Genomic DNA, 13469 nt, shown 5'->3' on the forward strand with positions numbered 1-13469 from the left:
TTAATTTCGATAATATATACTAAATTTTGTATATTTTGTAAATAGTATAGGTAGTAATTTTTCGTTATTGTAGAGAGTTTTTGCAGTCAAATCTGAACAGGTGTGATGTGGGCTGGCAGGATTTTTCTTCCGAGACCATGCAGACCTTTGCCCGGGAACTTCAGATCATGAACCGCGAATGGGGACTGGAACTGACCACCTGCGGGGAATCCATTGATTTGAGCCCCTGGGGAGTGGAACACGGCCGATGCATTGATGATCGGCTCATGGTGCGCCTGTTTTCCGAGGACAGGAAACTGATGGCGTTCCTGGGAGCCCGTCCTGCCCTGTTCGGCAAAATGGAATGGGAATACATGAAAGACAAGGGACAACGAAAGGAATGCGGGTGCATTGTCAGCAAGGACATCGGCATGTACAATACCTGCCCGCACCTGTGCAGATATTGTTATGCCAACACCTCGGAAAGCGCAGTCATGAAAAATCGTCAGGGACACGCCAGTACCAACGAAAGCATTGTACCCTTTTGAGGATGCCGGCAAAGACCGTTGTCCCCACATTGTCCCATAAGGGCCATCAGACAATCGAGTAGGGTGAAGCAGAGTGATCAACTCTGCTTCACCCCTCTCACAGAACCGTGCGTACAGGCCTCGTACACGGCTCCTGTTCTATCTTATCCCCGATTTATAGGGGGGAAGCTCACCCGTACCCCTGTGTCAGGGAAGTTGTCGCCTCTTCTGAAATAATTGCTTTTTTAACTAAAGAAATTTTTGTAATTCAGTATTTCAATTGTTTACCACGACACATATTGATTTTTATTTAATTGCATAACGCCACCATAATTTAACGTTTGAAGCGCAGCGTAATACGTTCAAGTTAATAGCTTTGTTAAGATTATTCCACAAAATCTGCATTTGAATGTCCTAAAAATCCGCTTAAGGGGTGTCGTAGTGGCCCTTCACTACCGAACTTATTAACCAAACCGTCATTCAGCCATTTGATAAACTCTTTAAGATCGCTAATGCATTTTTTTGCATTCTTTTTTGAAACAATTTTTTCAAAACTACTTGATATAGCTTCAGGGTGTTCGCCCGATTTATGTTTAACTCTCACTTCGAATGGATCAGGTTTGCCATGAGCTACTGATGCTCGCAGTTTTTAAAGCACTTTAATACTCTGATAAGGTCTCAGCATCGGGAAAGTTTAATGACGATAATTCTGAGAGCTTTTTGAGTTTTCCTGGAGTTCCGTAATAATCTTTACCCGTGAAGTAGGTCCTCTCGTGTTCGTATATGTCTGGAGCAACTTTGTGGAGCGCGTGATTAAGATAAGCTTCATAAGCAAAATAAGCCATACTCATAGACGTGAGCCAAAAATATATTTTACCATCCGGTATTTTCTCGGCCAGTTCAATCTGTCTCTGGCAACAAGACCAGAGAATTTCGTATGTATATCTTTCGCCACTAACGTCATATTCTTTAGTCATATCTATTCAGCTGGCATTAACATTGCGATAATCGAATCTGTTTTTAGTATCCTGTCAATTGGTTTATCGTGATATTATGTTATATTTCGTTAATATTGTAACACCTACTTGTTATGCTCTTGCATTGCAGAAATTCTTTCTTAACGATTCCAGTTTCGACAATACATTAAGCCATAGCTTTTTATCATTAAATCATATTTTTCAGGTTCAAATTTTTTAAGCTTAAGCAAACCATAAACTTTATTGCTCGCCTCAATCATCAATTGTTTCATTTCTTCATTTGAGATCCTGCTTATTGATTTATCTTTCAAAAGGTCTGAGGCTTCTCCAGCATGAAGGTCTTCTATCATGCCATTTCGAAAACAATATGCAGTTATTGCATTAGCCTCATCTTTTAACGAAAAACCATCAGGAAAGAAATCCTCAATTAATTCTTTGGGCAATTTATCCAGATCCATACAAAACCTCCTCCTTTTAAGAGCACAACAAGCTATCATGTGGTTCCTGATAAATCTAGGAAACCATGCCATTGGCAATATAAAATCAGATGTAGGTAATTTCTAACATGACAACTCTGAATTTGGCATGCTATCAAGATTTGACACTGCTACAGATTTGATGAGTCGGAGTGAATCCATTATCCTGCAAAGGCAGGAAAGATGGTTGTACTTTTCTATTCGATAACAAGATGAAACATTAATAGTATTTATTTAGTTGTTTTAAAAATCTTTTAGAAGAATTGAGACTAAGATAAAATCCAAAATATTCATGGCCTTTAGAATAAGTACATTTTCTAATTCTATAAAATACAATCGAGTAATCTGATTCCTTCTCTATTTTTAGATGATTATTTTTATACTCGACTTTCGGGGTTAAGCGTTAGCAATTAAATGCATGTTTTTATTGATAATAAACGTTTTTTCGCTGGTAAAACTATTCATATTTTCTTGAATCATTTCCAAAATTTTGTTGCGGATATTCGCGGGTACTGCTTTGATTTTATGAAGATTTTCTACGATTTCGCAGAGAATTCTGCCGTTGGTTTTCAGTGCTTAACTACGAAGGTCAAAGTTTTTATCTCCACAAAGGCTCGATTTTATTGTCACAAAATTGTTTTTATGGCAAATGTATCCTTGCGAGAGCTCGACTTACTTCTTGACAAGTATCTGGAGAGTTTCCCATTGCCTGTTCTCGAGCATGAAATGCAGTGCCACTTATGTATATAGAAAGGTATGTTTTGTGTTCCGCAGATCCAGGAGGAAATTGCCTGTCAATCCACTTGCCGACCCTATGAGATTCATATTGAGTATCGATTCCGCATCCCGAAGCTCTTCCTAAAATTACTGCATATGTTGTCAATTTATCAATAACATCTTTTTTTGATAAATCGTTATTATTGCTATACGGATACGAATTATCTTCTATGCTTAGTCTTCTGTGTCTAGTGTTCTCTTTTTTTAAACCTTTATTTTCGAATTCTTCATAAAAGAGTCCTGTATCGTTTGGATTTTCTATCTTTCTACTTTCTATTCCTAAAAAAGATGATACTAAAAATGGAGATAAAAATATACCTAGCAATATAAGTAATTTTTTCAGTTTTTCTTTATCACTTTCGTTATCCATAGCGAACTCACCATTTTTATTTTTTTTAAGAACGATATAATTTATTTATATTCATTTTCACTGTGTCTGGAAAAATTGTTTTTGCTGCAGACTTGATGAAATTTGAGCCGAGATTCTATCACGAAATTAACCTAGAAAAGTGGACGAATAATATTACCATGAGCTTTGATGCTTTTCAAATAATAAGAGAATATGCTGTCAACCATCACTTTTTTGTAATTTGACCCTATAGCATCACCCCCTTATATGACACAACCCCCTCTTTGAGATTTTTTTGATGAAAAATCGGCAAAAAATGTGATTTTGCGAAAATTTCATGAGGATGATTTTTTCGCAGAGGCTATCCTCGATTTACTCTTGCCCGTCATATTTTTGGATTCCAAAATTTTTGGTAAACCCATCTCCCAGGATACCCCCTTCCCTTCGGCATCGTCGCCGACATTTTTCTAATATTCTTCCGCATCTCACTCGCATATTCTTCCGCATTCAAAAAATGCGGAAGAATATGCCCGCTCGTGCATGATATAATGCTTTTGGTGAAAATTGTACTCATTTTCGTTGCATATACGATCCATCTCGGACTCGATCTCTCTTGCCCAAGCTTCAGCATCACCTTTTGTCTCAAATGTTTTTGTTTGCAACGGACAGCCTTTCCGTCGAATTTTGACTTGCCATTGTCCTTTGCCGCGTTTGGTGAATGTCGCCATGGGTTCCTCCAGTGTAGCTTGGTTGTCCCAGGAGAAGGCCGTTGTCCCCACATTGTCCCAAAAAGGCCATCAGACACAAAAAAGGGGTTAGATTTTCATCTAACCCCTTTTATTTGCTGGTGCGCCCGGCAGGATTCGAACCTACGACCCTCTGATTCGTAGTCAGCCCCAGGATCAAAACAAAAGGCCAGTTAAAAAAAATTATCTTTTAAAAACAATAACTAACGTTAATACAATATAACTCGATATAACTGAATTTTAATCTTGAGTGTCCCAAAATTGTCCCAAAATTGTCCCAAAATTAGGACGATGCTGATTCCTCGTAATTCTTCAAAATGTATAATAAAAAATAAAATCCAAAGCAAGCTTTTTTCAGTATAATATCGATGTCAGAGGCTGGCAAATTTTGGGAATCTCCGAACTGTCCAGCGTTATTACCATAGTTTGGTAGTTGTTGTCAGATGGATGGTTCAACTGGATTTCCACTCAATTTTTACATGATCAATTATTTTTATTTATTTACAACTCCAAACGGTATATAAACTGAAGGCAACACAGAAGATGAAGGTTTTAAATGTAGTTTTTGATCATCAAAGAATATATGAGGCTTAAGTATATTTAGAACTTTCGACTTTTCTACACCGCCCATAAAGAATGCTTCATTCACATAAATATCCCACGTTCGCATTGTATTAATTACACGTTTATGCGAAGGAGCATTTCGTGCAGTTACAATAGAAATATTCAACATAGGTGAATATGTTGAATCTTCGTTTTTCTTTTTAGATTCAAGTTTTTGTATATCAGATATCCGTTGCAAAAATTTTTTTAATGGACCTGGGTTATGCGGCACATCTACTAATTCTAATTCATGTGCATAGAAATCTTCTATCTGACCTGAATTTTGATAGATACCTTCAGCTTCATCGTCCGCAATCACGCCATCAAAGTCAAAAGCAATCCTTAGTTCCAAATCATTAATGTCGTCTGTAATGTCTCCCTTAAGGATTTGTCCTGCTGGGTAACCGGCAAGAACAGCTTGACGAACATCTTGGTAGTTTGCGGACAGAAACAGATCAATATCGAATGCTGGTATATAAATATAAGGAGATTTTCCTTGAAGAAATACTGCTCTCGTAATTCCTAGTTCGTAATGCTCTATTGAATTCATTACCCGTAAACCTGTATCAGGATCATTGCGTGAAAGCAAAATAACTTCCACTAGAGGATCTTTAGGTCGTAACATATTTAACTTCAATATACGTCGTACAAACGGAAAAGCTACCCCTCTTTGAAGAGGACTATCCTGTTTTGTTCTCTGATAATTCCTATAAACTTCTTCACCTTGTTCCCTGAAAATTTTATCAGAATTTTGCAAATCGAATAATGCGCTTGAAGATAATCCAACAACAAGTCTTTTGGTTAAATCATATGGCACTTTTATTATCTCCTACATAATAACGATTTACAGACAACGGTGCCCGCAGGGAAGAATCGCTCTTTGCGAGACTCTGATTCTACGCTACTCGTTGGTAAGGGATGATTTCCTTTATCTGGAAAAACAAAGTAGTTTTGACGTCTCAATCAACACCGCGAAATAGATACAATCTCTGTACATACCACCATAATTTCATCGAAATACAAAATCGTACTACAATTATTTGGCCACATTACGACGCTACGTTTAAACTCATCATCATGGCTCCTGCGAATATTGCTCATCCACTCCTCGTGGTTGCTTGTCATTATAGTGGCTTAATTCCGACTCCTCAAGTCTGTAGCAGGACCAATGCGGAGTACTTTTCGTATGGCTAACGGCCCGCGGATGAGCGGTGGCCGCAGGGACAAGTTTACTTGGACTTGTGGACATCCGCTCGATCCGCTTGTTGTGAGGCTCTTTGCGCCGAGCAACAAGCGTCCGGCAACAACGCTGCAAATCACCGGAGGCCAAAAGCAGAGCAAGGGACGAACGGCGCTTTTGGCCTCCGAGTGCGTTTGCCTTGTTAGGCGATTTTTTACCAATCCATATTTCCGGTACAATCATACACTCCTATTAGGTAGTCAACAAAGCTCTCCATATCCGCTGTCGAGGCCATAGCATCTCGATATGTGGAGTCTGATGCGTACGTGAGAATACTTGGCAGTGTGCTTTTAACATAAATTACTTCCGGAAAATCGTTTGACTCCCAATAGAACTGCATAAACTCTTCAATAGCGCTTATTGCTTCTTCTTCCTGGAACTCAGTTCCGCCTTGCATTGAGAAGCGAGAACTTCCTTTCTGATGCGGCATAAGCAATGGAACTGCTCCCGCTCCAGAATGGATTTCAAAAGCTTCACCGTTCTTACCAAATGCCCCATGAGTCATGTAGTTTCTTATTTGCCTTTTGATCACGACTAATCTGTCATAGTGCGGCTTTACCGAATTGTCCTGAACATCAAGACATGCTTTGAATTTTGATGCCCAATCTTTGTCTGCTAAATTTGCTACATCCTCGCCTGTCAACAAATGACCTTTCAAAATTGCAGCATGGATAAAGACATGCTCAGTAAAACTGTAAAACGCATCAATTGCTGAAAGCGCCAACCATTCTGATTCCTTCTTCAGTTCATAATATGGCATACGAACACTCCAAGAGCGTTCAGAATGCTGCGTCTTTATTCTTTCGTCCTTCCTAGAAATTGCCTCTTCTAGCTTTTTCTTATACTCCATTAATAGAAACGTATATCTATCATGCAATCTCATGCTGTGATTCAAAACATTTAATTTTGATTGTTTTGCAGCTTCATTCGCATGCCACTCGAAATACGGTTGGGCTGCTTTTGCCGCTTTTTTTATCTTCCTTACAATTTCTTGGCATTCACCTTCTTGGTTTTCCTTATCCGCAGCAAATAAACCCATCCCCATTTTTCTGTGTTCTAGAAGATAGGCTGTCCCGTTATACTCAATTGGTACTGACCATGCGACTTTCTCAAATTGACCTAGGTTTTTATAACCGAGTAAATCCACAAATAGAAAATAAACCAGATAATATGGAGGCAAGCTCCTCCCGGCATCTGTTCGGTTAGCTGTAAATAGGAAATCCTTCACAGCCTTGGCACATCTATCTGACGCTGATGCAATGGGGTCAAGGATCTTCTGAATTCGCTCTCTCAAGCTATCAATATCATTTGGAAGATTCATCGCCTTTTTCCTACACGCCTAACACATCGTTAAGAGACAAATAATATGTTGGCTAAAATTAGCGACGCAGGAGCAAAAGCAAACTGTTATTTGCCTTTATTTAACGACTTGTTATACGCTAAAGTTATAGTGTTGCCCAGTTTCATAATCATATATGGAAACAAAACTCCCATTGATATTGCCTGAAAAATGATTACTGCTGTGATAGTCGTAACCAGAAAACTTACTGCCTTCCAACTTTAACTGGACATGAGAAGATGTCTCATAATCGTAAAAGTCCAATTTATCATTACTACCACCAGAGAAGTGACTTGAACTACCATAATCAAAGCCAGAAAGTGTTCCATTTTCCACTTTTGCCGATATGCTCTTATGTGAACCTGTAGAATAGTCGTAGACTGACGATACACTCTTTTTCTTATATGCAGCTCCGACGGCGGCTGCGACTTTTGCTCGAGTTGAATCTTTCATAGGTGCTCCTTGCGTATAACGGCCCGCGGATGAGCGGTGGCCGCGGGGGCAAGTTTACTTGAACCAGTGGACACCCGCTCGATCCGCTTGTTGTGAGGCTCTTCACGCCGAGCAACAAGCGGATGGTATCCGCGGGCCGATGTTGCCGGCGCGAAGCGTCCGGCAACAACGTTGAATTCACTGGTTTCGCGCTGTTTGCGAAATCCAGTGGAATGACTTGTTCGGCAAAGCCGATTATCACGAACCACTTTTCTTTGATAGATTGTCAATGGATTCAAGAGCCATTCGCAATAGGTCAACTATTGACCCGGATGTCTTTGACCCATTAATCACTGTCGAATTTTCACTCTGCGCAAAAAGCCGTGAAGCCAATTCCTCTTTTATTTTATGACGTGTTTCAACAGGCAACTCTGAAAGATAAGGGTCTATAGCAGCAAGTTCTAGTTCCATTTTTCTATTTTTTCTTTCAGCTTCTTCATGCTTATCAGCCTGCCGAGCAGCATATGCAGCTAAGATACCAAAAGTAATAGCAACGAATACCCTGGCCCCGACCTTTCCCCAGTGCAAAGTTTCTGAGAATGTTGCTTTGAATGCGACTATAGCGAATGCTATTAAACCAAGAAATGAAAGAACTGCTATGACTTGCCAAATTATTGACGATGTTTTTGCCTTATTTGCAACGGTTTGATAGCCACCAACCATTCCAGAGTTAGTTATTATTGTCACTAACTCTGAGGCCTTTTCTTTTTGTTTTTCGATTTGCTTAATTATTTCTTCCGCCGAAAGTGTCAGTTCTTTATGGGCCTTGTCTCTGCTTTCTTTGACGGCATCTAGGAGCGATTGGAACTTCTCCTGTAACTTTTCCAAGTTGGAATTAAATGACTCTTCAATATCTCCAACAAGAGTTTCGTAGTCTTCCTTACGTTTATCTTTTGCTTGTTCAAATTGCTCTCTTCTTCTGTCTTCTGCCTCTGAAAATTGTTGTTGAAATTGAGTAATAGCTGTATCTAGCCGTCCTTTTTGTGTGTTGATTTCTGCCGTTATGCCTTCAAATTGCTGAGAAATGGCTTCATATTTAGCTGCTAAATCATTATGTTCTACTTCAAGATTTCTTATAAATTGTCCTGCTGATCTTCTAAAAGAAGTTACAGATTCCCTAATTCCATCAATGTCACGTGGCAAACTAGGCGAGACTATATTTGACAAGTTTACAAGAACATTGTCTGCATGATTATTTGCATTCGTTAGGTGGCCTACGTTTCCATTGCTATTGAAAGCATTAATTTCTGACACAACCTGCCTTATTTGATTGTTGAGATTCTGTAGAGGTGCCGCCGGGAACAGCAAAGGGTCGATGCTATCAAATTTGGATTTTATTGCATCCAGTATTAACTTTAATCTTTCGTAACTTTCTATGGCATTAGTGTCTTCTATTTCATCAACAATCCCTTCCGCTGAAGCGATAAGTTGCTCGAAAGATTGAATCTGACCGTGAACTGGGTGATTATCAAATCTATCTAACCATTGACCCATTCAATTTCTCCATTTTTTATGCCGAACGCCCGGCTCACGCGCCGGTTTGGAGCTGCGAAGCAGCGGAAAAGCGGTCGCCGTGCAGCCGATTGTTATGCACTGTACTGTCCGCTAAGTAAACGAACAAGCACCTGAGCCCATTTGATACTATCAAATACAAGCGGTTTGAAAACAGGCTTTGTGCCATGCACATCAGCCATGTTAGCTCGAAGAGTTTGCATTATGAATGCAGCCTGATTTAGTGCACCTTCGAAATTTTTTCGAAACGGAACTAAACCAGACACTTTCCATTCAATATCACGAAGCTCTTGATTTACAGCATCAAACACGCCCACCTTATTTAAGGAAACTTTGCATCGCTCTTGAAATGATGCCTTTGCCGCATCTCCCAACCCATGCTTTTGATATATTTTAACCGTTAGGCTATCAACCGCCCCACATGCTGCTGACAAAGCCCCACTTAAATCACCGTCTCTATATCTGGTTGCAGCTTTAATTAAGTCTTGTTTGGAAACCTCATCAAGTTCAATCATGTCGTCACGATCAAGAACTTCAATGGGTAAAACCTTGTTCTCAATAACCTGCCAACCCAGCCTCGTTAAATATCTTTCAAGCTGCTCTTCAACTCCTGAGCAGCGAGTTAACATTTCTTCTATAACGATATTCAAAAAGTGTCGTTTATCATTATCGCTAAAATTATTTAACTCTCTTTCGATCTCAGATATTAGTTGACCTTTACTTACTGATGAGCCGGATTTCTGAACAAGGTGTGCAATTTTTCCTGTATCAAAGCCAGCCAAGCCAACAATTTCTTTAATGTCATAGAAAGAGAACGTGTTTTTCAGGACAGCGCTTGTCGCACTCCAGGCTGAATTAACATTTAGACTCACGATTTCTCCTTATGCATAACGGCCCGCGGATGAGCGGTGGCCGCGGGGGCAAGTTTACTTGAACCAGTGGACACCCGCTCGATCCGCTTGTTGAGAGGCTCTTTGCGCCGAGCAACAAGCGGATGGTATCCGCGGGTTGTTGTTGCCGGCGCGTAGCGTCCGGCAACAACAAGTTATTATGTGGTTTCCTGATAACTCCAGGAACCCCTGGCCATTGACAAAAAATTAAGATTGGATGTTAGTAATCCCTAACGTGATAACTCCGAATTTGGCTTGTTATCGAGATCTTTTTAGCGATCAAAGGCTATGATTAACATTTCAAAAGATATTCGAGATAATTTTGAGAAATGCCTCGCTCATGAGTCCATCTCCGAGAGGGTGAGGCCCTTCTACCGCAAATGGCTGAGGTATTATCTTGATTTTTGTCATAAGTATCAGCATGACCTATCAGACCGGACAAGTTTGAATCTCTTTATGGAAAAGCTTGCCGCGAAACATCAACCAGGCAATTTGATACGGCAGGCATCTCATGCCGTATCGATTTTCTACAAACATTGCCAAGCCGACCAGATAAAAGGAAAAGACCACACCCGCAAGCATCCTTGTCTTCTTTTCAATCCAAAGGCTCTCAAATATCATCTGTAGTTACTGTTATTACTCCCTCGGCTTCCGTCATTCTTTTGCCAGCCATCTGCTCAAAGTCAAATATGACATCCGGACCATCCAGAAAATGGACCATGGTCTATACTCAATGCTATCAAGAGCACGACCAAAAAAACAGAAAGAGACCGCTGGATTTTTGATTCCGAAAACGGCCTTCTGTTGCAGGAACGATCAGTGAGTCCGCGGCTTATGGTAATAGCCGTATCCTTCTGTGCGGTTGGTCATGTTTGGGATGACTGTGGAATGTGTCAGCCTGGAAGATTTCCCGCCTGATTGTCTGATCCTTCCCATAATGTATATCATATCCAGCCAAGCATCACCTTTTGGTGCTTTGTTTTTAGCATCACGTCCATGTATGACACAACCCTCCCCTGTTGAAATTTTTTTTAAAAATCTCCCCCAAAAAAATTTTAGTTTTTTTTGGGGGTAATCACGAGGGGTGATTTTTTGGCGCGACTATCCTCGGTTGACTTTTGGACCGACATATTTTTTCGGGATTCCCAAAATTTTGGTAAACCCTTCCACTAGGATACCCCCCTCAACTTCGGCATCGTAGCCGACATTTCTTTGATATTCTTCCGCATCCAACACGCATATTCTTCCGCATTCCAAAAATGCGGAAGAATATGCCCGCTCGAGCTACATGATGAAAATTTTGGATAAACCTGATCATTTTATCCACACATCAACGTATCATTTCTGAGAGCGGGCACAGGGTATCCCTACAACAGGTTTACCCTGTGGATGGAAATCCATTTTACAGGCAATCCATATGGAACGAGGAAGACATAAATTTATCAGAAGATCGCCAAGTCCCTTCGTGTCTTGCATTTTGAGATCTATATATTATACTACTAATAGATCTTAAATTTGAGGATATCGATATGAAATTAAAAGAGGCTGTTTCATATGCAAAAAAAATAGTTCGTGATATTGGTATAAAAGACGTAGAGGATAAAACAAAAGATGAATACATGAAAATATTCAAACAAATAACAAAAAATAAAGACGGATTTTTATATAAAGGTTCAAAAAGCTACTACTACAAAAAGAAAGCTGCTTTGCGGTATTGTATACAGCAATATATGATGTTGTATCTCAGAAAAATGAATTCAAATTCTCTGGATGAAAGTAATCTCAAAAAAAATAAAAGGATGTTACTCTATCTCATCAAGTTGTACCAGGAACACGGTCGAAATACTGGAAATTGTCCAGTGAAAACAAAAAGCCCTGGAAAATCTAAAAGGAAAGCGTTGCGGGGAATGGCCACAAACTGGCGTGAAATAATGTGGGACCGGTGCAGTAATGATGATTACAAAGGTGCGCTTGCCATTCTTCACCTCACAGGGGCCAGGCCGAGCGAAATCGAACGGGGTGTAACCGTGATTGGAGATGAGAACTCGGAATTTTTAGAATTTGTCATCAGGGGTTCAAAGGTAGGCAAGGCAAAACAGAATGGGCAGCCCGAACGAAAAATTTTTATCAATATGCGTGGCCTTGTCTATGATGGCTCACCCGTAGATTACCTGTTGAGCTGTGTCGCGGATTCCGGACGTGTTGTCATTAGAGCAAAAGCCAAAAGATTGAATGATTATGTACGCAGACTTTCTCAGAAAATCTGGCCGCGGAGAAAAAATCACATTTCACCGTACTGCTACAGGCACCAGCTATCAGCAGATTTAAAGGGGGAGAAATGCCTGCCTCATAAAATTTCGATGATTTTGGGGCACAGATCAACACTCTCCAAAAAAAAATATGGGACCAGCGGACAGGCTCGGGGAAATACGCATATAGAAGATGTCCAATGTAGTCATGCACTCAGGGAACCACCCTCAAGTCCGTTCGGGGAAGAGGTAGCAAGTTACGATATTGGTTTAAGACCATGAGTACCATTTGAGTATAACGAGGGCGAGATGAGCTAAAAATAAAAAAAACTTCAATTATACCACAAATTTTTCACTGAAAAAAAATAATGTTTTTTTGATCATGAATAAGCGAATTTGAAAAAAATATTTTTTACCCACAGATGATGTAACCATCTAATATATAAGCATTTTCGATACATGCAGCAATTATGGTATATACTTATACCCGTTTGCATGACTTTATTATAACAAATATTGTTTACATTTTGTTTATTAAATTTTTTTTCATATACTTATAAAAACGTGCATGAGCACACAATCAATTCAGGAAATGTTTATAGAAAATTTTTCAACTGCACTTACAAAAAATGATGTTGCTTAGTATTTAAGAGTCGACAAATCAACCGTTTTCTCCTGTTTCAGGGAAGTTTTCGCCTCTTCTAAAATCAATTTAATGATACCACTTCACAATACAACAACTCGAGTCATAATATTCAACAAAACAAGCATTTTTAATGGTTAGAAAAAATTTCGCTACATAAAGCAAAGAAAACGTTGTCGAGGAAACATATGAAAAAACTTTTAACAGTAAAAGATTTGGCAGCCATTTTTAAAACATCAGAAGCAAGCATTCGCATGTCAATGTATCGGAAACGCTGGGATTGCGTTCCGCCGCCCATAGAAGTTGGTAAACGCCGGTATTGGCGAGAATCACAAATCGAAGAATGGCTAAACAAAAAAATTGAAATGGCAAATAAAAAAGCCTTTGCCAGCCATCCGCGAAAAAAACGTGGAAGGCCGACAAAGACAGATACAATCATCCAGCAGAATACTCCAGTTATGTAAAACGGATTGAGCTTAACGCATTGAATTGCTTATGATTACTGTTAATGCGGAGTTGTTTCGACTTAAACCGAAACCTTGTGGCCACAATAAAGCAGGTAACTTGGTGTGGCAATTTGTAGTATGATCATATAGTGGCAACATTTGACTACATAATTTTATAGAAAGTTCAAAAAAATTAGAATCCAATCTGTAATTTTTTGTTTTTT

The 13469-nt window shown here is 39.6% G+C and carries 13 protein-coding genes; 4 read left to right on the top strand and 9 right to left on the bottom strand.

The genetic code is table 11. The annotated features are described in order from the left end of the window. The first annotated feature begins 80 nt into the window (after nucleotides 1-80). Nucleotides 81-527: a DUF1848 family protein gene (locus DPF_RS07985; protein WP_218069973.1), complete on the top strand. Its 447-nt coding sequence runs from the start codon at nucleotides 81-83 to the stop codon at nucleotides 525-527. A 638-nt stretch (nucleotides 528-1165) separates the two neighbouring features. On the opposite strand, the gene DPF_RS07990 is transcribed toward DPF_RS07985, so the two are convergent. From DPF_RS07990 to DPF_RS08025, 9 genes are all read right to left on the bottom strand, one after another. Next, a complete protein-coding gene (locus tag DPF_RS07990) occupies nucleotides 1166-1483 on the bottom strand; it encodes a hypothetical protein (protein ID WP_069858866.1) in 318 nt (105 codons plus the stop codon). A gap of 140 nt (nucleotides 1484-1623) precedes the next feature. Continuing rightward, nucleotides 1624-1941 (bottom strand): hypothetical protein, encoded by a 318-nt coding sequence (locus DPF_RS07995; protein WP_069858868.1) that lies wholly within the window; start codon nucleotides 1939-1941, stop codon nucleotides 1624-1626. A 658-nt stretch (nucleotides 1942-2599) separates the two neighbouring features. Next, entirely contained in the window at nucleotides 2600-3106 is a 507-nt protein-coding gene (locus DPF_RS13905; RefSeq protein ID WP_141721091.1) for a hypothetical protein, read from the bottom strand. A 464-nt stretch (nucleotides 3107-3570) separates the two neighbouring features. After that, nucleotides 3571-3813, bottom strand: a complete 243-nt coding sequence (locus tag DPF_RS14230) for a DUF2188 domain-containing protein (RefSeq protein WP_218069974.1) — start codon at nucleotides 3811-3813, stop codon at nucleotides 3571-3573. Between the two features lie 511 nt (nucleotides 3814-4324). Further along, nucleotides 4325-5251, bottom strand: a complete 927-nt coding sequence (locus DPF_RS08010; RefSeq protein ID WP_069858873.1) for a 5'-nucleotidase — start codon at nucleotides 5249-5251, stop codon at nucleotides 4325-4327. A gap of 577 nt (nucleotides 5252-5828) precedes the next feature. After that, a complete protein-coding gene (locus DPF_RS08015; protein WP_069858875.1) occupies nucleotides 5829-6995 on the bottom strand; it encodes a hypothetical protein in 1167 nt (388 codons plus the stop codon). A gap of 111 nt (nucleotides 6996-7106) precedes the next feature. Then, entirely contained in the window at nucleotides 7107-7466 is a 360-nt protein-coding gene (locus tag DPF_RS13910; protein ID WP_141721092.1) for a hypothetical protein, read from the bottom strand. A 237-nt stretch (nucleotides 7467-7703) separates the two neighbouring features. Beyond that, on the bottom strand, nucleotides 7704-8999 hold the full coding sequence (locus tag DPF_RS08020) for a hypothetical protein (RefSeq protein ID WP_069858877.1): 1296 nt from the start codon (nucleotides 8997-8999) through the stop codon (nucleotides 7704-7706). 92 nt (nucleotides 9000-9091) lie between these two features. After that, nucleotides 9092-9889: a hypothetical protein gene (locus DPF_RS08025; protein WP_069858879.1), complete on the bottom strand. Its 798-nt coding sequence runs from the start codon at nucleotides 9887-9889 to the stop codon at nucleotides 9092-9094. Between the two features lie 306 nt (nucleotides 9890-10195). Between DPF_RS08025 and DPF_RS14455 the strand changes: the two genes are divergently transcribed. From DPF_RS14455 to DPF_RS08040, 3 genes are all read left to right on the top strand, one after another. Beyond that, nucleotides 10196-10534 (top strand): phage integrase N-terminal SAM-like domain-containing protein, encoded by a 339-nt coding sequence (locus DPF_RS14455; RefSeq protein WP_083254565.1) that lies wholly within the window; start codon nucleotides 10196-10198, stop codon nucleotides 10532-10534. A 902-nt stretch (nucleotides 10535-11436) separates the two neighbouring features. After that, nucleotides 11437-12438 (top strand): site-specific integrase, encoded by a 1002-nt coding sequence (locus DPF_RS08035; RefSeq protein ID WP_069858883.1) that lies wholly within the window; start codon nucleotides 11437-11439, stop codon nucleotides 12436-12438. A gap of 549 nt (nucleotides 12439-12987) precedes the next feature. Continuing rightward, nucleotides 12988-13263 (top strand): helix-turn-helix transcriptional regulator, encoded by a 276-nt coding sequence (locus tag DPF_RS08040; protein ID WP_069858885.1) that lies wholly within the window; start codon nucleotides 12988-12990, stop codon nucleotides 13261-13263. The last annotated feature ends 206 nt before the right edge of the window (nucleotides 13264-13469 follow it).

The organism is Desulfoplanes formicivorans (assembly GCF_001748225.1).
Lineage (GTDB): Bacteria > Desulfobacterota > Desulfovibrionia > Desulfovibrionales > Desulfomicrobiaceae > Desulfoplanes > Desulfoplanes formicivorans.

What these genes read in the sequence shown, in the direction of transcription:
- DPF_RS07990 (WP_069858866.1), bottom strand. Translation starts at nt 1,483, where the DNA reads ATGACTAAAGAATATGACGTTAGTGGCGAAAGATATACATACGAAATT.
- DPF_RS07995 (WP_069858868.1), bottom strand. Translation starts at nt 1,941, where the DNA reads ATGGATCTGGATAAATTGCCCAAAGAATTAATTGAGGATTTCTTTCCT.
- DPF_RS13905 (WP_141721091.1), bottom strand. Translation starts at nt 3,106, where the DNA reads ATGGATAACGAAAGTGATAAAGAAAAACTGAAAAAATTACTTATATTG.
- DPF_RS14230 (WP_218069974.1), bottom strand. Translation starts at nt 3,813, where the DNA reads ATGGCGACATTCACCAAACGCGGCAAAGGACAATGGCAAGTCAAAATT.
- DPF_RS08015 (WP_069858875.1), bottom strand. Translation starts at nt 6,995, where the DNA reads ATGAATCTTCCAAATGATATTGATAGCTTGAGAGAGCGAATTCAGAAG.
- DPF_RS13910 (WP_141721092.1), bottom strand. Translation starts at nt 7,466, where the DNA reads ATGAAAGATTCAACTCGAGCAAAAGTCGCAGCCGCCGTCGGAGCTGCA.
- DPF_RS08020 (WP_069858877.1), bottom strand. Translation starts at nt 8,999, where the DNA reads ATGGGTCAATGGTTAGATAGATTTGATAATCACCCAGTTCACGGTCAG.
- DPF_RS14455 (WP_083254565.1), top strand. Translation starts at nt 10,196, where the DNA reads ATGATTAACATTTCAAAAGATATTCGAGATAATTTTGAGAAATGCCTC.
- DPF_RS08035 (WP_069858883.1), top strand. Translation starts at nt 11,437, where the DNA reads ATGAAATTAAAAGAGGCTGTTTCATATGCAAAAAAAATAGTTCGTGAT.
- DPF_RS08040 (WP_069858885.1), top strand. Translation starts at nt 12,988, where the DNA reads ATGAAAAAACTTTTAACAGTAAAAGATTTGGCAGCCATTTTTAAAACA.